This is a genomic window from Amycolatopsis sp. NPDC005961, from assembly GCF_040629235.1.
Lineage (GTDB): Bacteria > Actinomycetota > Actinomycetes > Mycobacteriales > Pseudonocardiaceae > Amycolatopsis > Amycolatopsis camponoti.
Genome location: NZ_JBEXVF010000004.1, coordinates 39,596 through 57,363, shown reverse-complemented (window position 1 = coordinate 57,363; position 17,768 = coordinate 39,596). Strand labels below are relative to the sequence as shown.

At 70.0% G+C, this 17,768-nt stretch carries 19 protein-coding genes; 13 read left to right on the top strand and 6 right to left on the bottom strand.

Annotation, left to right across the window (positions count from 1 at the left end; genetic code table 11):
* Positions 1-3 precede the first annotated feature (3 nt).
* Positions 4-648, bottom strand: a complete 645-nt coding sequence (locus ABZ342_RS05010; RefSeq protein WP_155548070.1) for a TetR/AcrR family transcriptional regulator — start codon at positions 646-648, stop codon at positions 4-6.
* Between the two features lie 88 nt (positions 649-736).
* On the opposite strand from ABZ342_RS05010, the gene ABZ342_RS05005 reads away from it, so the two are divergent.
* The gene (locus ABZ342_RS05005; protein ID WP_360468828.1) at positions 737-1,960 is read left to right on the top strand and encodes a lipase family protein; all 1,224 of its coding nucleotides are present in this window, start codon (positions 737-739) and stop codon (positions 1,958-1,960) included.
* 40 nt (positions 1,961-2,000) lie between these two features.
* Here the strand turns inward: ABZ342_RS05005 and ABZ342_RS05000 are convergent, their stop codons facing one another.
* Positions 2,001-2,411, bottom strand: a complete 411-nt coding sequence (locus ABZ342_RS05000) for a DUF3151 domain-containing protein (RefSeq protein ID WP_155548072.1) — start codon at positions 2,409-2,411, stop codon at positions 2,001-2,003.
* A 231-nt stretch (positions 2,412-2,642) separates the two neighbouring features.
* Between ABZ342_RS05000 and ABZ342_RS04995 the strand changes: the two genes are divergently transcribed.
* Positions 2,643-3,842, top strand: a complete 1,200-nt coding sequence (locus ABZ342_RS04995) for a hypothetical protein (RefSeq protein WP_360468826.1) — start codon at positions 2,643-2,645, stop codon at positions 3,840-3,842.
* A 104-nt stretch (positions 3,843-3,946) separates the two neighbouring features.
* Positions 3,947-4,861 carry an HIRAN domain-containing protein gene (locus ABZ342_RS04990; protein ID WP_360468824.1) on the top strand — a complete coding sequence of 305 codons (915 nt, stop codon included), beginning with the start codon at positions 3,947-3,949 and terminating at the stop codon, positions 4,859-4,861.
* A gap of 66 nt (positions 4,862-4,927) precedes the next feature.
* Here ABZ342_RS04990 and fbaA read toward each other — a convergent pair whose 3' ends face one another.
* The gene (gene fbaA / locus ABZ342_RS04985; protein WP_155548076.1) at positions 4,928-5,959 is read right to left on the bottom strand and encodes a class II fructose-bisphosphate aldolase; all 1,032 of its coding nucleotides are present in this window, start codon (positions 5,957-5,959) and stop codon (positions 4,928-4,930) included.
* A gap of 152 nt (positions 5,960-6,111) precedes the next feature.
* Positions 6,112-6,933: an LLM class F420-dependent oxidoreductase gene (locus ABZ342_RS04980; RefSeq protein ID WP_155548077.1), complete on the bottom strand. Its 822-nt coding sequence runs from the start codon at positions 6,931-6,933 to the stop codon at positions 6,112-6,114.
* A gap of 63 nt (positions 6,934-6,996) precedes the next feature.
* Between ABZ342_RS04980 and ABZ342_RS04975 the strand changes: the two genes are divergently transcribed.
* The 6 genes from ABZ342_RS04975 (at position 6,997) to ABZ342_RS04950 (ending at position 12,765) form a co-directional block, all read left to right on the top strand.
* Complete coding sequence (locus ABZ342_RS04975; protein ID WP_360468821.1) at positions 6,997-7,905, top strand: aldo/keto reductase; 909 nt, start codon at positions 6,997-6,999, stop codon at positions 7,903-7,905.
* A 72-nt stretch (positions 7,906-7,977) separates the two neighbouring features.
* A complete protein-coding gene (locus ABZ342_RS04970; RefSeq protein ID WP_155549370.1) occupies positions 7,978-8,892 on the top strand; it encodes an SDR family oxidoreductase in 915 nt (304 codons plus the stop codon).
* 11 nt (positions 8,893-8,903) lie between these two features.
* Positions 8,904-9,377, top strand: a complete 474-nt coding sequence (locus tag ABZ342_RS04965) for a pyridoxamine 5'-phosphate oxidase family protein (protein WP_360468819.1) — start codon at positions 8,904-8,906, stop codon at positions 9,375-9,377.
* Positions 9,378-9,458: 81 nt separating this feature from the next.
* Positions 9,459-10,931: an NAD(P)/FAD-dependent oxidoreductase gene (locus tag ABZ342_RS04960; protein ID WP_360468817.1), complete on the top strand. Its 1,473-nt coding sequence runs from the start codon at positions 9,459-9,461 to the stop codon at positions 10,929-10,931.
* Positions 10,928-11,779, top strand: coding sequence for a metal-dependent hydrolase (locus ABZ342_RS04955; RefSeq protein WP_360468815.1), 852 nt, complete (start codon positions 10,928-10,930; stop codon positions 11,777-11,779). The genes ABZ342_RS04960 and ABZ342_RS04955 overlap by 4 nt, the downstream gene beginning before the upstream one ends.
* Positions 11,776-12,765, top strand: a complete 990-nt coding sequence (locus tag ABZ342_RS04950) for a PDR/VanB family oxidoreductase (protein ID WP_360468813.1) — start codon at positions 11,776-11,778, stop codon at positions 12,763-12,765. Before ABZ342_RS04955 ends, ABZ342_RS04950 begins: the two co-directional genes overlap by 4 nt.
* Here the strand turns inward: ABZ342_RS04950 and ABZ342_RS04945 are convergent.
* Entirely contained in the window at positions 12,760-13,044 is a 285-nt protein-coding gene (locus ABZ342_RS04945; protein WP_155548083.1) for a YciI family protein, read from the bottom strand. The two genes, ABZ342_RS04950 and ABZ342_RS04945, sit on opposite strands and share 6 nt — an antisense overlap.
* A gap of 201 nt (positions 13,045-13,245) precedes the next feature.
* Between ABZ342_RS04945 and ABZ342_RS04940 the strand changes: the two genes are divergently transcribed.
* The 4 genes from ABZ342_RS04940 (at position 13,246) to ABZ342_RS04925 (ending at position 16,200) form a co-directional block, all read left to right on the top strand.
* On the top strand, positions 13,246-13,818 hold the full coding sequence (locus ABZ342_RS04940) for a SigE family RNA polymerase sigma factor (protein WP_196425916.1): 573 nt from the start codon (positions 13,246-13,248) through the stop codon (positions 13,816-13,818).
* 91 nt (positions 13,819-13,909) lie between these two features.
* Complete coding sequence (nagA, locus tag ABZ342_RS04935) at positions 13,910-15,061, top strand: N-acetylglucosamine-6-phosphate deacetylase (protein ID WP_360469221.1); 1,152 nt, start codon at positions 13,910-13,912, stop codon at positions 15,059-15,061.
* Between the two features lie 26 nt (positions 15,062-15,087).
* Complete coding sequence (locus ABZ342_RS04930; RefSeq protein WP_155548085.1) at positions 15,088-15,450, top strand: hypothetical protein; 363 nt, start codon at positions 15,088-15,090, stop codon at positions 15,448-15,450.
* Positions 15,451-15,495: 45 nt separating this feature from the next.
* Positions 15,496-16,200 (top strand): VTT domain-containing protein, encoded by a 705-nt coding sequence (locus ABZ342_RS04925; RefSeq protein ID WP_360468810.1) that lies wholly within the window; start codon positions 15,496-15,498, stop codon positions 16,198-16,200.
* 124 nt (positions 16,201-16,324) lie between these two features.
* Here ABZ342_RS04925 and ABZ342_RS04920 read toward each other — a convergent pair whose 3' ends face one another.
* Positions 16,325-17,716 (bottom strand): FAD-linked oxidase C-terminal domain-containing protein, encoded by a 1,392-nt coding sequence (locus ABZ342_RS04920; RefSeq protein WP_360468808.1) that lies wholly within the window; start codon positions 17,714-17,716, stop codon positions 16,325-16,327.
* Positions 17,717-17,768 lie beyond the last annotated feature (52 nt).

Here is a 17,768-nt window from a genome sequence, read left to right as displayed (position 1 = left end):
TCGTTACCGCAGCCGGTCGATGACGTCGCTCGCCTTCGTCTGGAGGCGAGCGACTCCGCCGACCGTGAACTCGGTGAGCAGGTCGATCAGGGCGTCCTGGTCCGGCGGCTCACCGTCCCAGGTCGCCTGGACCAGTGACTCCGTCATCGCGAAGAAGAGCGTGACGAGGGCGCGGTCGGCGCGGCCGGAGTCGATGCCGTGCGCGGCCCACCGCTTGCGGCTCGCGTCGGCGTAGACGACGGCCAGCCTCTCCCTCAACCGGGTGAGAGCGGGGTCGCCCGCGCGCTCGGCCGCGCGGAGCACGCCGTACGCCTCGGGGCTGTCGGCGACGAAGGTGACCATGTTGGCGTAGTTGGCGCGCGCCCAGGCCCGCAGGCCGGGCTGCGGGTCGGCGACCGACGGGCCCGCGATGGCGGCGAACGCCTGCTCCTCCGTCACCGCCACGACCTCGGAGAACAGCGTCGCGCGGTCGCCGAACTGCTCGTAGACGGCTTGGCGGGACACGCCGGCTTCGCGCGCGATCTGCTCGATCGTCGCGCCCTGCATCCCGTGCTGCGCGACGACCCGCGCCGCCGCGTGCAGCACGCGGGCGCGCTGCTCCCCGACCGGGAGCTTGCGCGGCCGCCCGCGCGGAGCCGGGCTTGACATTGTGGTCCACCTCACGTGATTCTTTTTCCGACACCTCTGTCCAAAAAGGTGTTCCCCGCGCACTAGTCCTGCTCAACGAGGAGCAAGCATGCGTATCTTCTCTCGCCGCGCCCTCTCCGCGGCGGTCGCCACGGTTTCCGTTCTGGCCCTGGCCGCGCTCGGCCCGCCGCAGGCCTCCGCGGCGTCGTTCTACGACCCCCCTTCACCCCTGCCGGCCGGCGGCAACGGCGACGTCATCCGGCACGAGACCTCGACGTTCTACCTCGACCCGATCAAGCTGACCAAGGCCGACGCGGGTGTCCAGCGGATCATGTACCGCAGCACCGACACCCACGGCTCGCCGATCGCGGTCACCGGCACGGTGCTGACCCCGCGGTCGGCCTGGCGCGGCGCCGGCGTGCGCCCGATCGTCTCCTACGCCGTCGGCACGCAGGGCGAGGGCGATGACTGCGCCCCGTCGAAAGCGCTTGCCGCCGGCTTCGAGTACGAAGGGCCGTTCATCGCCGGGCTGCTGGCGCGGGGCTACGGCGTCGTCGTGACCGACTACGAGGGACTCGGCACGCCGGGCGACCACACCTACGTCAACCGCGCGTCGGAAGGACACGCGGTGCTCGACGCGATCCGCGCGGCGCAGCGGCTGCCCGAGGCGGGCCTCCCGGACGACGGCCCGGTCGCGATCGCGGGTTACTCCCAGGGCGGCGGCGCCTCGGCCGCGGCGGCGGAACTGCAGCCGTCCTACGCGCCCGAGTTGAAGCTGAAGGGCGCGTACGCGGGCGCGGTGCCGGCAGACCTGGCTTCGGTGGCGAAGAACCTCGACGGCCACTACGCGGTCGGGTTCCTCGGGTTCGCGCTGGTGAGCATGAACTACGCGTACCCCGAGCTGGACATCCCGGCCCTGCTCAACGCGCGCGGCAAGCAGTTGTTCGAGCAGGTCCGGACCGAGTGCACGGTGGAGGCGATCGCCGCGCACGCGTTCACGCAGTCGTCGACGCTGACGAACGACGGCCGCTCGCTCGTCGCGTACCTCGGTGAGGAGCCGTACGCGTCACGGGTGGCGGAGCAGAAGATCGGGACGCTGAAGCCGGCGGCGCCGGTGCTGATCGTCCACAGCGCACTCGACGACATCGTGCCCTACGCGCAGGACCGCGACCTGGGCCGGACGTGGTGCGGCAAGGGCGTGAAGGTGCAGTTCAGCACGTCACTGGTGCCCACGCACGCGCTCACCGCGGTGCGGGCGTTCCCGGAGGCGTTCGCGTGGCTGGAGGCGCGCTTCGCCGGCCTCCCGGCGTTCTCCAACTGCGGGCTGTTCTGACGCGCCGGGCCCGGGACCGCGCGGTCCCGGGCCCACGCGGTCACTTGAGGCCGGTGGCTTCCGCGGCGGCGGGGTCGGAGTCGGCGAGGAAGGTCCGGCAGCGGTCGTACTCCTCGGTCTCGCCGATCTTCCCGGCGGCCTTGCCCAGCACGGCGAGGGCGCGCAGGAACCCCTGGTTCGGGCGGTGCGCCCACGGCACCGGGCCGAAGCCCTTCCAGCCGGCGCGGCGCAGCTGGTCGAGACCGCGGTGGTAGCCGGTGCGCGCGTACGCGTATGCGGCGACGGTCTCACCCGCGTCGAAGGCCTTCTCGGCCAGCGAAGCCCACGCCTCGCTGTAGTCGGGGTGTTCGGCGGCGACCGCGGCCGGGTCGGTCCCGGCGTCGAGCGCGGCCTGGGCGGCGGTGTGCTCGGGCAGCAGCGTCGGCTCGGGGCCGAGCAGGTTGTGCGTCATGCCGCCCATTCTGCCCTCAGAAGAACAGCGCTCCGAGAACCCCGCCACCGGCCAGCACCAAGGCGCCGATCAGGACGGCGGCCACAACTCGTTTCGGCATCATGGCGGCACACCCTGCCAACCGACGCCGGGCGAAAGCAAGTCGTCCACCCGTAGGGGTGATCCCTGGTTTTGGAGGTCTTTGCCACGGTCTTGGCCCGCTCGTGACCATGACCGGCCATGATGTCCGGCATGGCCAAGGCAGTCGACGTCCCGGTGGACGTGATCCCGCGCAGTCCGATCGGCAAGACGCGGCTGTTCTTCACGCGGCACTGGCACCGCGGCGCCCCCGGGCAGCCGACGCCGGACTGGGTGCTCCGGTTCTGCTACGGCATGTGGCTGGCGGCGTTCGCGTTCAAGCTGGTCGGCTCGTCGTGGGACATGTCGTGGCACTTCATGTGGCTGCGCGACGACCTGGCGCCGCCGCACCTGATCAACACCGTCGGCACGGTGATCATCGTCGTGCTGGTGGCGATCCACAGCTACACGGGCCTGGGTGCCGACAAGACGTCGCTGCGGCTGATGCAGATCGGCCTGCTGACGTTCCTGGTGGCGGCGCCGCTGGACGTGATCAACCACCGCGTCAACGGTCTCGACCTGACCGCGTGGAGCCCGTCGCACCTGATGTTGTACCTGGGCACGGGCATCATGCAGGCGGGCGTGCTGCTGGGCTGGCTGCGGCTGTCCCCGCCGGGGCGCTTCCGCACGGGCGTGCTGCTCGCGCTGTGGGCGTTCTTCCTGGAGAACACGTTCTTCCCGAACGGCCAGCAGGAGTACGGGATCCTGGGGCTGCGCGCGTGGGAGCGTGGCGCGCCGGAGGCCGAGCCGTCCCTGCTGTCGTTCGCGGCGAACCAGATCGGCCACCCGGTCGACCGGACCGCGATCCTGCACTTCACGATGCCGATCCCGGAGTGGGTGTACCCGGTGTGGGGCATCGGCGTGATGGCGCTGATCTTGGCGCTGGCCCGCCGCACTTTGGGTTTCCGCTGGGCGGGTTCTCTCGTGGCGGTGGCCTACATCGCGTACCGGTCGGTGATGTGGCCGCTGCTGCTCGGGATGGGCTTCCCGGTGTCGACGGTGCCGTTCTACCTGCTCTTCGTGGGTCTCGCGGTGGACCTGGCGTTCGTGATCGGCCGCGAACACGGCCTGCTGACGGCGGGAGTCGGGGCGCTGCTCGTCACGGCGTTCGGGTACGGGGCGCTGTGGGTGCAGTCCCAGGTCCGGCCGTGGGTGCTCGGCGACGCGCACACGGAGTCGGCCCCACCGGTGGCGTACTGGACGGCGGCGGTGGTGCTGGTTGGGGTATTCGCCCTTTGGGCGACGGCCGGTCCGGCTTCACGCCGGTGGTCCGCTCGGCGTCCGGTGGCGACAGGGTCACCCAGCGTCGGATGAGGACCTCACCGGGAGCCGTCGTCCGGCTCCCGTAACAACGAGCCGGACGACGGCGACTCCGATGCACGCGTGATCCAACTGCGCCGAGGTCGGAGGACGAAGACATGTGGCCCTTCTCGCGAAGGAACAAGGCGCCGCACCCGCAAGGGGTCCCGGCTCCCGCCCGGCCCCCTCGGCAACCGGTCTCCGCCGGAGGTCGGCAGTTCGCCGTTCAACCGCCGAGCCCGCGCGAGGCACGCCTCAAGCTCGTCCCCCTTTCGGATGACGGCCGGCTCGCTGTCGTCGGCGAAAGTCACTACCAGGACGCACTTCGCCAGGTCGCCGGCGGAAGAGCCTTCGGCACGGACTTCGAAGAGCATCTGCCCGCGACGGCGGTACTGGTACCGGAGCCGGAGAATCCTTGGGACCGGAACGCCGTCCGGGTGGACGCCCTGATGGGCAACCGCCCGCTCAAGGTCGGTTACCTGTCCAGCACCTGGGCGGAGGACTACCAGCCTGAACTGCTGAAACTTCGAGCCGCCGGCGTGCTGGGCACCTGCCCGGCGCGGATCACCGGTGGCGGAGCGAAGTCGTACGGCATCTATCTCCACGTGGCCGGCCCCGACGAGCTGCACTCCCGCAAAGAACCCGAAGACCCGGTGGTCGCGAAGCTGACGGCCTCGGACGTGCTTCTCCGGAACGCCTGGTCGTGCACGGTGACCAAGGAGGAGAACCACCAGGATGTCCTCCGCGACTTCGCCCCCACGGGCAAGCAGGAGTACCGGGAGGTCGTCGCGTCTTTGACGTTCTGCACGATCGAGAGCGGCAAGTACCAGGGCCGACGGGCCATCGAAGTCCGCCTCGGCGATCACCGCGTCGGCCAGCTCACCTACGCGATGACCGAGAGGTACCGATCGATGGTCGAGCGGTTCTCGGAGCAGAACCTGATCGTCCGGTGCGAGGCCTACACGACCAGAACAGCCAAAGGTGTCGAGGTGGAGCTTCTGATGCCAAGGGACCCGCGACGCGCGGCCCTGTGAGGCGACGGACAACACGACGAAGGGGCCGCCACAGACGTTCGTGGCGGCCCCTTCGCGCGAAAAGACTTACTTGACCTTCGTGCCCGCCGAGCCCAGAGCCTCGCAGGCCTCCACGACGCGAGCGGCCATGCCGGCCTCCGCCGCCTTCAGGTACGAGCGCGGGTCGTACACCTTCTTGTTGCCGACCTCGCCGTCGATCTTCAGCACTCCGTCGTAGTTCTTGAAGAAGTGGTCGACGATCGGGCGGGTGAACGCGTACTGCGTGTCCGTGTCGACGTTCATCTTCACCACGCCGTACGACACCGCCTCGCGGATCTCCTCCGGGAGCGAGCCCGAGCCGCCGTGGAAGACCAGCTCGAACGGCTTCGAGCCGGGGTCCAGGCCGAGCTTCTTCGCCGCCGCCTCCTGGCCGCCCTTCAGCACGTCCGGGCGCAGCTTCACGTTGCCCGGCTTGTAGACGCCGTGGACGTTGCCAAAGGTCGCCGCCAGCAGGTAGCGGCCCTTCTCGCCGGCGCCCAGCACGTCGATCGTCTTCAGGAAGTCGCCCTCGGCCGTGTACAGCTTCTCGTTGATCTCGGCCTCGACGCCGTCCTCTTCGCCGCCGACGACGCCGATCTCGACCTCGAGGATGATCTTCGCGGCCGCCGTCTTGGCGAGCAGCTCCGCGGCGATCTCGAGGTTCTCGTCGAGGTCGATCGCCGAGCCGTCCCACATGTGGGACTGGAACAGCGGGTTCTGGCCGTTCTTGACGCGCTCGGTCGAGATCTCGATCAGCGGGCGGACGAAGCCGTCCAGCTTGTCCTTCGGGCAGTGGTCGGTGTGCAGCGCGACGTTGATGTCGTACTTCGCCGCCACGACGTGGGCGAACTCGGCGAGCGCGGTCGCGCCGGTCACCATGTCCTTGACCTTCTGGCCCGACGCGAACTCCGCGCCGCCGGTGGAGAACTGGATGATCCCGTCGCTCTCCGCTTCGGCGAACCCCCGGATGGCGGCGTTCACGGTCTCGGACGAGGTCACGTTGATGGCCGGGTACGCGAACTCGTTCGCCTTGGCCCGGTCGAGCATCTCCGCGTAGACCTCGGGGGTCGCGATGGGCATCGGTATTCCTCCTAGGCAGGGATGGGTCCCGACCGCATCGTACGAGGTGTACCGCCGTCGCACACCGGTCCCCGCGCGGAAAGTTCTTCGCACGTGGAATCGGTTCAGAAGGAGTGCGTCCGGCCGCCGGCGAACCGGCGGCCGGACGAGGATCACAGCAGCTCGGCGGCCAGCGCGCGGTAGGCCGGCCACGGGTCCTCGTTGAGCACCTGGACGTTCACGTGGTCCGCACCCGCCTCGAAGTGGGCCGACAGGCCGCGCGCCACCGTTTCGGCGTCGCCGTGCAGGGTCAGCGCGTCGACCAGGCGGTCACTGCCCTCGCCCGCGAGATCCTCGTCGGTGAAACCGAGTTTCCGCAGGTTGGCGGTGTAGTTCGACAGTCCGAGGTAGAACTTCACGGTCTTGCGGCCGATCGCGCGGGCCTTCTCGGCGTCGGTCTCGAGGACGACCTTGTGCTCCGGGGCCAGCAGCTTGCCCGCGCCGAGGATCTCCCGGGCGTCGCGAGTGTGCTCCGGCGTCACCAGGTAGGGGTGCGCGCCGGCGGTGCGGTCGGCGGACAGCTTGACGACCTTCGGGCCGAGCGCGGCCAGCGCGCGGCCGGAAACCGGGACGCCCGCCGCGTCGAGACCGTCGAGGTAGTCGACCAGCGCCGCGTACGGCTTCTTGTACTCCTTCGTCGCCTCGCGGTGCCCCGCGCCGACGCCGAGCAGGAACCGGTCCGGGTACTTCCCGGTGATCCGCTCGTACGCCTTCGCGATGTCCGCGGGCTCGTCCTGCCAGATGTTCACGATGCCGGTCGCGACGACCAGCGAGTCCGTCGCCGCCAGCAGGTCGTCCACGTAGGCGAGGTCACCACCGGGTGAGCCGCCCAGCCAGATCGCGCCGTAGCCGAGCTTCTCCGCCTCGGCCGCGAAGCCCGCGTCGACCTGCGCGTAGTGCCGCCAGATACCGATCTTGCCCAGTTCGATAGCCATGGAACACTCCAACGCGTGGGACGGCGATTTTCCTCCCGGGATCGGCGAACTAACGTCGGAAGCATGACCAAGCTGGGCAACACCGACCTCGACGTGTACGGCCTCAACCTCGGCGGCAACGTCTTCGGCTGGACGGCGGACGAGCCGCAGTCCTTCGCCGTCCTCGACGCCTACACCGCGGCCGGCGGCAACTTCGTGGACTCCGCCGACCTCTACGGCGGGGGCGGCGGCTCCGAGGAGATCCTCGGCAACTGGCTCGCCGCGCGCGGCAACCGGGACGACGTCGTCGTCGCGACCAAGGTCGGCATGTGGGAGGGCCGGCCGGGCCTGTCCGCGAAGAACATCCAGGCCGCGGCCGAGGACTCGCTGCGCCGCCTCAAAACCGACCACATCGACCTCTACTACGCGCACCGGGACGACCCGGACACCCCGCTCGAGGAGACGCTCACCGCGTTCGACGCGCTGGTCCGCGCGGGCAAGGTGCGCCACCTCGGCGCGTCCAACTACAGCGCCGGGCGGCTCGCCGAAGCACTGTCCATTTCGGACTCGGGTGGCCTCGCGCGCTACGCCGTGCTGCAGCCGCACTACAACCTCGTCGAGCGGGACTACGAGCACGACCTCGCCCCGCTCGTCGAGCGCGAAGGCCTCGCCACGCTGCCGTACTTCGCCCTCGCCAAGGGTTTCCTCACCGGCAAGTACCGCACGAAGGACGACACGGTCGACAGCCCGCGCGCCGCCCGCGCATCGTCCTATTTGGACACACATGGCGAGCGCGTGCTGGCGAAGCTCGACGAAGTGGCGGCCGCCCACGGCGTCTCGGTGGCCACGGTCTCGCTGGCCTGGCTGCGGCAGCAGCCGACGGTCGCCGCACCGATCGCCAGCGCCCGGACACCCGAGCAGCTCACCGACCTCATCGCGTCGGTGACGCTCGAGCTGACCGACGCCGAAGTCGCCGCGCTGAGCGAAGCCTAGAACCTACTTATGGGTAGCTTACTGCGGGTAAGGTGAGGTACGGTGCCCTCAAGTGACGTCTAGGAGGGCACCGTGGCCAACCCGTTTTCGCTGCTGAGCGGCACCAAGAAGGTCGACGGCAAGGTCGTGCTGATCACCGGCGCCGCCCGCGGCATCGGCGCCGGGCTGGCCGAACGCCTCGCCGCGCGCGGCGCGAAGGTCGCCCTCGTCGGGCTCGAGGCCGAGGAGCAGCGGAAGGTCGCCGACCGGATCGGGCCGAACGCGCACTCCTGGGAAGCCGACGTCACCAGCTGGGACGCGCTGGAAGCCGCGACGGCCGGCGTCGTCGAGCACTTCGGCGGCATCGACATCGTCATCGCCAACGCCGGCATCGCGACCGCGGGCTTCGTCCGCTCGGTCGACCGGGCCGCGTTCGAGAAGGTCATCGAGGTCGACCTGCTCGGCGTCTGGCGCACGTTCCGCGTCACGCTCCCGCACGTCATCGAGCGCAAGGGCTACCTGCTGGCCATCTCCAGCCTCGCCGCGATCACGCACGCGCCGGGCATGGCGAACTACTCCGCCGCGAAAGCCGGCGTCGAGGCGTTCTCCAACAGCCTCCGCGCCGAGATCGCCCACCTGGGCGTCAAGGTCGGCGTCGCGCACCCGACGTGGATCCGCACCGACCTCGTCGAAAGCGCCGACGCGCACCCGGTGTTCGGCAAGCTCCGCGCGTCCATGCCGGGCCTGATCGGCAAGACCTACCCGCTCGACACCGCCCTGGACGACCTCGAAGCGGGCATCCTCAAGCGCGCCCGGACCATCCACGTGCCGCGCTGGGTCGGCGGCCTCAAGCTGCTCCGCGCGTTCCTCCCGCCGATCATCGAAATCGGCTCCCGCAGCCGGGTACCTTCGGCGGACAAGGCCGCGCTGGCCGACATCGAGGCGCGCGGCGCGTTCGAGTCGGCGGTCACCGGGCACGGCGGCCGCGCGGCGACGACCAAGTCGTAGGGAGACCGCGGATGTCGCGTCGGGACCAGATCCGGATGACCGAAGACGAGGTGCGCGCGTACTTCGCCGAGCAGAAGGTCATCAACGTCGCCAGCGTCGGCCCGAACGGCCGCCCGCACCTCGCGCCGCTCTGGTACTTCCCGCACGAGGACGGCGTCGCGACCTGGACGTACGGCACCTCGCAGAAGGCGAAGAACCTCCGGCGGCTGCCGGAGGCGACGGTGCTCATCGAGGACGGCGACAGCTACGAGAAGCTGCGCGGCATCTCGCTCGAGGCCGACGTCGAGATCATCGAGGACACCGCGGAAGTCACCCGGATGGGGATCACGCTCATGCAGCGGTACGCGGGCGCCAAGCCGGGCGACCCCGTACCGTCCGAACTGAGCGCCTTCATCGCAGGTCAGGCCCCCAAGCGGGTGGGCCTGGTCTTCCGCCCGACGAAGATCGTCAGCTGGGACCACACCAAGCTCGGCGGGACATACTGATCAGTAGGTAATACTTCCAAGTAACTGTTACTTGAGGTAACGTCATCTGCGGCAGACCCCCAGCGCAGCGGAGGCCGACAGATGACCGAGCGGTTCAAGGTCGTGATCGTGGGCACCGGGTTTTCCGGGCTCGGCCAGGCGATCCAGCTCGAAAAGGCCGGCATCCGGGACTACGTGATCCTGGAGAAGGCCACCGAGGTGGGCGGTACCTGGCGCGACAACTCCTACCCCGGGTGCGCGTGCGACGTGCAGTCGCACATGTACTCGTTCTCGTACGAGCAGAACCCGGACTGGTCGCGGTCGTTCTCGCCGCAGCCGGAGATCTTCGACTACCTGAAGGGCGTCGCCGACAAGTACCGGCTGCGCGAGAAGATCCGGTTCGGCGTCGAGCTCACCGGCGCGCACTGGGACGAGCGGGAGCGCCGCTGGACGGCGACGACCAAGGACGGCCGCGAGTTCGTCGCGCAGTTCCTCGTCTCCGGCGTCGGCGGCCTGCACATCCCGCAGGTCCCCGAGCTGCCGAGGATCGCGGAGTTCAAAGGCCAGACCTGGCACTCCGCGCAGTGGAACCACGAATACGACCTGCGCGGCAAGAAGGTCGCCGTGGTCGGCACCGGCGCCAGCGCGGTCCAGTTCGTCCCGAAGATCGCGCCCGAAGTCGCCGAGCTGACGCTCTTCCAGCGCACGCCGCCGTGGATCATGCCGAAGCCCGACCACGCGATGCCGTCGTGGGCGCAGACGTTGTTCAAGCGCGTGCCCGGCACCCAGCGCCTCTACCGCAACGCGCTGTACTGGCTGCTCGAAGCGCGCGCCATCGGCTTCAACGGCCACCCGGCGATCATGAAGGCCGGCGAGCTGATCGCCAAGCGCAACATCGCGAAGGGCATCAAGGACTCCGCGCTGCGCAAGAAGGTCACGCCCGACTACACGATGGGCTGCAAGCGCGTCCTGATCTCCAACGACTACTACCCGGCGCTGGCCCGGCCGAACGTCGACGTCAACACCTCCGGGATCAAGGAGGTCAAGGCGCACTCGATCGTCGACTCCGCCGGGGTCGAGCACGAGGTCGACGCCATCATCTACGGCACCGGGTTCAAGGTGACCGACGCGCTGGAGTACCTCGACATCACCGGCGTCGACGGCCGTGACCTCGCCAAGGAGTGGGCCACCGAAGGCATGCGGACGCACAAGGGCATCGCCGTCTCCGGCTTCCCGAACCTCTTCTTCCTGCTCGGCCCGAACACCGCGCTGGGCCACAACTCCGTGGTGTTCATGATCGAGTCGCAGTCGCGGTACGTCGTCGACGCCATCAAGCTCGCCGGCTCCCGTGACGCCGCCGCGCTCGACGTCCGGCCGGGCGTGCAGGAGAAGTTCCAGCGCGACATCCAGGACAAGCTGGTCAAGGGCGTCTGGACGCAGGGCGGCTGCAAGAGCTGGTACCTCGACGCCAAGGGCGTGAACCGGACGATCTGGCCCGGCTTCACCTGGCGGTACTGGCTGGAGACGCGGAAGGTGGACCCGGCCGACTTCGAGCTGTCCGGCCGGTCGTCGTGACCGACGAGCACTTCGTCCTGCACGCGCGGAACGTCGAGTTCGGCTGGGCGGCGCTGCCGATGCACTGGATCCCCGGCGAGCCGCAGGTCACGCACACGATGAACGTCCTGCACCTGGCGCTGCCCGAGGGTGAGCGCTGGTTCGTCGAGGTGTTCAAGCAGGCGGTGCCGCTGATCCGCGACGAGCGGCTGAAGGCGGACGTCCTCGGCTTCATCGGCCAGGAAGCCGTGCACGCCGAGGCCCACGACGGCGCGGCGGCGCACCTCGAAGCCGCCGGCCTGCGCGTGCGGCCGTACGTCGCGCAGATGGAGTGGCTGTTCCGCAAGCTGCTCGGCGACCGCGACCTCACCGGCCGGGCCGCCGAGGAGTGGCTGGTCGAACGGCTCGGGATCGTCGCCGCGATCGAGCACTACACGGCGTTCCTCGGCCAGTGGGTGCTCGACGCGCCCCTCGAGGACGCCGGCGCCGACCCGGTGATGCTCGACCTGCTGCGCTGGCACGGCGCCGAGGAGGTCGAGCACCGGTCGGTCGCGTTCGACCTCTTCATGCACCTGGACGGGCGGTACACGCGCCGGGTGCGCAGCATGGCGGCGGTGACGCCGGTGCTGGCGTGGGTCTTCGCCCGCGGCACGCGGTACCTGATGCGCAACGACCCGACGCGGCCCGGCCGGGCTTCTCTGCGGGCGTACCGGCGGGCGGCGAAGCGGGGACTGCTGCCGGGCGGGCGTCAGCTGCTGCGCGAGATCCGGCCGTACTTCCGGAAGACCTACCACCCGACCGAGACCGGGAGCACCGAGCAGGCGGTCGCGTACCTGGCCAGTTCACCGGCCGCCCGGGCGGCGGGGTGACCCTCGGCCGGCCCACCCGGCTGGACGGGAGCGACCGGACCGACCGGCTGATGTCCACTTTGGTCGGTGTCGTGGGTGCTTACCGCCGGATGTCGCAGTTCAGCGGCAAGCGGCGGCCACCGGTCCGCGCCGTCGACCGGAACCTGCCGCTGGTCGTCGAAGCCGTCGAACCCGAAGCCGAAGGCGTGGTCAGCCTGCGCCTCGCGAACGGGTCGGCGTTGCCGGGCTGGCGGCCGGGCGCGCACATCGACCTCGTGCTGCCCTCCGGCCTGGTCCGGCAGTACTCGCTGTGCGGAAACCCGTCCGAAAAGGACCATTACCGGATCGCCGTGCGGCAGCTCGGCGTCGCGTCGACCGAGGTCCACGCGCTGACGCCGGGCACGCGGGTCACCGTGCGCGGCCCGCGGACGGCGTTCCCCTTCGTCGGCGAGGGACCGTTCCTCTTCATCGCGGGCGGCATCGGGATCACGCCGATCCTGCCGATGGTCGGCCGCTGCGTCGAATCAGGCGCGGACTGGCGACTGGTCTACACCGGTCGCAGCCGCGCATCGATGCCGTTCCTGGACGAGCTGCCGGACGACGACCGCGTCCGCATCCGTCCGGACACCGAGTACGGCATTCCCGCGTCGGGCGCGGAACTGCTCGAAAGTCTGCCCGAAGGGGCTTCGGTGTACTGCTGCGGCCCGGCACCGATGATCACCGGCGTCCGCGTCGACCTCGCCCTGACCAGGGGTGCGGTGCATTTCGAGCGGTTCGCACCGCCGCCGATCGTCTCCGGCGAGCCGTTCCGGCTGACTCTCCGCAGGTCGGGGCTGGTCCTCGACGTCCCGGCCGACCGCAGCGCCCTGGACGTCCTCCGGGAGGTACGGCCCGGCACGCCGTATTCGTGCCGCCAGGGCTTCTGCGGGACGTGCGCGGTGCCGGCGGCCGACGGCGGGTCCGTGCGGATCTGCGTCGACCGCGGCACCACCGTGCTCGACCTATGACTCCTCGGGCACCCAGGCGCCGATGACCGGCTTGAACTCGCGGATCGTCCGCTCCGCGATGACGCCCTCCAGGGCGTACGGGTCCTGGTCGATGGTCGCCTTCAGGTGCGCTTCGTCATCGGCCTGGTACAGCGTGATGCCGCCGGACCCGTCGCCGAGCGGCCCGGCGACCGCGACACGCCCGTCCGCGGCCAGGTTCCGCAGGAACTCGCGGTGCCGGGGCCGGACGTCCGGCATCTTCTCCTGGACGTAGGTGATTTCGACGAGGTACCAGGCCATGTGGATCTCCGGGGTCGGGCAGGGGCGGGACGGGACCGACGCTACCCGGGCGATCGCCGTGTCCCAGCATCCGATCTGTGGCGACGGGAAGCCAACCCGATAGGCTGGGCGTGCGTCAGTACCTGTGTGAGCGCTGTGAATACCGTGAACCTGCTGACGCGACACACCGTGCAAACCGGGGTCGAGGACAGGCAGGGGTTCATGCTCGAGGGCAATGCGGAACGCAGTGTCGAGGCGACCCTCGGCCACCTGCGGGTCATGGACGGTCCGGCCCCGGCACAGGCGCCGGTGCCCCTGACCCTCGAAGACCTCTACCGCCAGCACCGCATGCGGCTGGTCCGGCTGGCGATTCTGCTGGTCGACGAGCCCGCGACGGCGGAAGACGTGGTCCAGGAGGCCTTCACCGGCCTGCATCGCAACTGGGGGCGCCTCCGGGACGCCGCGGCCGCGGTCGGCTACCTGCGCACCGCGGTGGTCAACGGGTCGCGCAGCGTGCTGCGCCGGCGCAAGACCGCCCGCGAGTACGTGCCGCCGCACGCGGTCAACGCGCGGTCCGCGGAGAGCCTCGCGATGCTCTCCAGCGAGCACCAGGCGGTGGTCAGCGCGCTGTCCAAGCTGCCGCCCCGCCAGCGCGAAGTGCTGGTGCTGCGTTACTACGGCGGGCTGAGCGAGGCCGAAATCTCTGAGGCCGCAGGCATCTCCAAGGGTACCGTTAAGTCGACCGCCAGCCGGGCGCTCGAGGCACTCCAGAAGGCCATGCAGGCCCCACAGTGACCCGGGTGGACCATTCCGATCACTGAGTCGTATCACCATGCTTGGTCCAGACCAATATATGCTGGGGTGCGTGAGAGGCGCCGGAGATTTCGTGATCATGGGCGGACGGGTCGCTGCCCCGGACCGTGTACTCGATGACGGCTGGGTAGCCGTCTCCGACGGGCGGATCGCCGGCGTGGGTTCCGGGACCCCGCCGTCGGGCGAACACGTCGACGTCGGCGGGGCACTGGTCGTGCCCGGGTTCGTAGACACCCACTGCCACGGCGGGGGAGGTGCTTCGTTCACCTCCCTCGATCCCGAGGAGCTCCTGACGGCGGTGCGAGCGCACCGCCGTCACGGCACCACCACCATGCTCGCCAGCCTGGTGTCCGACCCGGTGGACATCCTGCGTGAGCAGGTCGCCGCGCTGCGTGAGATCGTCCAGGACGGCGAGGTCGCGGGCATCCACCTGGAGGGGCCGTTCATCTCGAAGGCCCGCTGCGGGGCCCACGACCCGGAGACGCTGCTCGAGCCGGACACCGGCACGGTCGACAAGCTCCTGAAGGCCGGCCAGGGCGCGATCCGGATGGTCACGATCGCCCCGGAGCTGTACGGCGGGATCAAGGCCGTCCGGCAGCTGGCCGAATCGGGCGTCATCGCCGCCATCGGGCACACCGACGGTGTCGAGGAGCAGCTGCTGCCGGCCATCGACGCGGGCGCCAGCGTCGCGACCCACCTGTTCAACGGCATGCGGCCGCTGCACCACCGCGAACCGGGCCCGGTCGGGGCACTGCTCGATGACGAGCGCATCACGATCGAGCTCATCTGCGACCTGGTGCACCTGCACCCGACCGTCGTGCGGCTGGCGGCGAAGCACGCGGGCCGCGACCGGACGGTGCTGATCACCGACGCGATGTCGGCCACCGACGCCGCCGACGGCCGCTACACGCTGGGCCGGCTCGAGGTCGACGTCCACGACGGCGTCGCGACCCTCGCGGACAACGGCTCGCTGGCCGGCAGCACCCTGACGATGGACACCGCCTTCCGCAATCTGGTCCGGGGTGCGAAACTCGGCATCCTCGACGCGGTGCACGCGACGTCGCAACGGCCCGCCGAGCTGCTCGGCATCGCCGGCCACACGGGGATGCTGTGCACCGGGTACGTGGCCGACATCGTCGTCCTCGATCAGGACCTGCGGCCCGCGAAGGTGCTGCGCCGGGGTGAATGGGTCGCCGAGGTGGGTACGGCTACCTTGAGTACCTGAGGTAACTGCGAGCGAGACGGGCGGAGATGAGCGAGCCGAAGGACCCCGAGCAGCTGCTGGCGGACGCCCTTCGCGCGCAAGCGGTCTTCGCCCCTTCGGCGTCACCGGCACCGGCTCGCGACCCCGAGCCGGCCACGGACGCCGTCCCGACCAGCGCGATCAACGAGCTGCCCTCGGCGTACGGCCTGCTCTCGGGAGCGAGCGCGGACTCCCTGGAGCGCGAGCGCGCGGCACTCGACCCCGTCGCCGAGGCCCCCACGGCGTACGCCCCGCGTCCGCCGGAGCCGCCGCGGCAGGGCGCGCAGCTGCCCGCGTACTGGATCCTGTTGCTCGCGGTGCTCCTGGGGCTCGCCGCGGGGTCCGTGGTGGGCCTGCTCACGCTGGTCTGACCGGGTCTCAGTAACGACTCAGGGTGACCCTGTACCGTTTTTGGGGTGATTCTCGCCCAGAGCACGGTCAACACGATGTCCCTGCTGCCGTCATGGCTCGACCCGCAGCACCTGCTGAGCGGCCTGACCACGCCGGTCATCGCGGTGCTCTGCCTGATCATCTTCATCGAGAGCAGCGTCTTCCCGGTGCTGCCCGGCGACTCCCTGCTGTTCACAGCGGGCCTGTTCATCGCGAACGGCACCCTCGACGCGCCGTTGTGGCTGGTCTGCGTGCTGGTGACGGTCGCGGCGCTGCTCGGCAACGTGGTCGGCTACTACATCGGCTACTTCGCCGGCCCCAAGCTGTTCAACCGGCCGGACTCGAAGATCTTCAAGCGGGAGTACGTCGACAAGACGCACGAGTTCCTGGAGAAGCACGGGCCCAAGGCGGTCGTGCTGGCCCGGTTCGTGCCGTTCGTCCGGACGTTCATCACGTGGATCGCGGGCATCGGCCGCATGGACCCGAAGCGCTACTTCACGTACACGGTGATCGGAGGCATCCTGTGGGCCGCGGGCATCACGGTGCTGGGGTCGCTGCTGGGCGGCGTGCCGTTCATCGCGAACAACGTCGACGCGATCTTCGTGCTGATCGTGCTGGTGTCGGTGGTGCCGATCGGGCTGGAGTACCTGAAGGCCCGGCGCGAGAAGAAGGCGGTGGCCACGGAGACCGACCCGGAGGTCACACAGCGGATTCCGCGGATCAAGGACTGAAGCTCGGACTCGGAGGGCCCCACCGGTCGGCGGTGGGGCCCTTTTCGTGCGGGCGAAAACTGTCGTACCCCCGCGGTAACGTGAAAGCAGGGGTCCCCCGGGAGGGGACCCCCGCAGGCGCGGCTCAGGTCATCGAGAACATCGAGCCCGGGTTGAACAGGTTCTCCGGGTCCAGCGCCGCCTTGATCTGGCGGTGCACCCGCAGCCCGACCGGGCCGATCTCGCGCGCCAGCCACTCGCGCTTGATCTTGCCCACCCCGTGCTCGCCCGTCACCGTCCCGCCGAGGGACAACCCCACCTCGAGGATCGCGTCGAACGCGCGCTGGGCGCGGGCGAACTCGTCCTCGTCGTCGGGCTGGTAGACGATCGTCGGGTGCATGTTGCCGTCGCCGGCGTGGCCCACCACCGCGATGCGCAACCCCACCTCGGAACTGATCTTCTCGCAGCCGCGGATCAGCTCCGCGATGCGCGTGCGCGGGACGCAGACGTCGTCGGTCAGCCACTGGCCGTACGTCTCCAGCGCCGTCAGCACCACCCGGCGGGCCTGCAGCAGCATGCGGCCCTCTTCGAGGTCCTCGGTCGTGTACGCCAGGTCCGCGCCGCAGTCGGTGCAGATCTGCTCGATCGCCGCCAGCTCGCGGCGGGCCACCTCGCCGCCCGCGTCCGACTGGCCCAGCAGCAGCGCCTGGCAGTCCGAACCCGCGCCCAGATCGGTCTTCAAGTACGTCTCGGACGCCTTGATCGACGACGCGTCCATGATCTCCAGCAACGACGGCACGAGTCCTTCGCGCACGATCCGGGCCACGGCCTCGCCGGCGGCTTCGGTCGTCGTGAAGCCCGCGACGAGCGTCGCCGGGGCCTGGGGCAGCGGCTTCAGCTGGACCGTCGCCTGCGTGATGACGCCGAGCGTGCCCTCGCTGCCCACGAACAGCCGGGCCAGGTCATACCCCGCCACTCCCTTGACCGTCCGCCGCCCGGTCTTGAGCAGGGACCCGTCGGCCAGGACGACCTCCAGGCCCAGCACCGAGTCCGTCGTGACGCCGTACTTCACGCAGCAGAGGCCGCCGGCGTTGGTCGAGAGGTTGCCGCCGATCGTGCACCAGTCGTAGCTCGACGGGTCCGGCGGGTAGAAGAGCCCGTGCTTCTCGACGGCGTTGCGGAAGTCCAGGTTGACGACGCCCGGCTGCACGACGGCGAGCCGGTTGCCCGGGTCGATCTCGACGATCTCGTCGAGCTTGGTCAGCGTCAGCACCACGCAGCCGTCGATGGCGTTCGCGGCGCCGGAGAGACCGCTGCCCGCCCCGCGCGGCACGATCGGCACCCCGGCCTCGGCGCACGCCTTGACGACGGCCTGCACCTCCTCGACGTTCGCGGGCAGCACGACGGCGAGCGGCCGGCCGGACGGCGCCAGCGGCATCATGTCGCGCGAGTAGGACGCGGTGACGTCGGAGTCGGTGAGCACCGCGCTCTTGCCGAGCAGGTCGCGCAGCCGGGTGACCAAAGCTTCGTCGCTCATGGCTTCGATGGTAAGCCCAGATAGTCCGCACTGCGGAACTTCTATTTCAAAA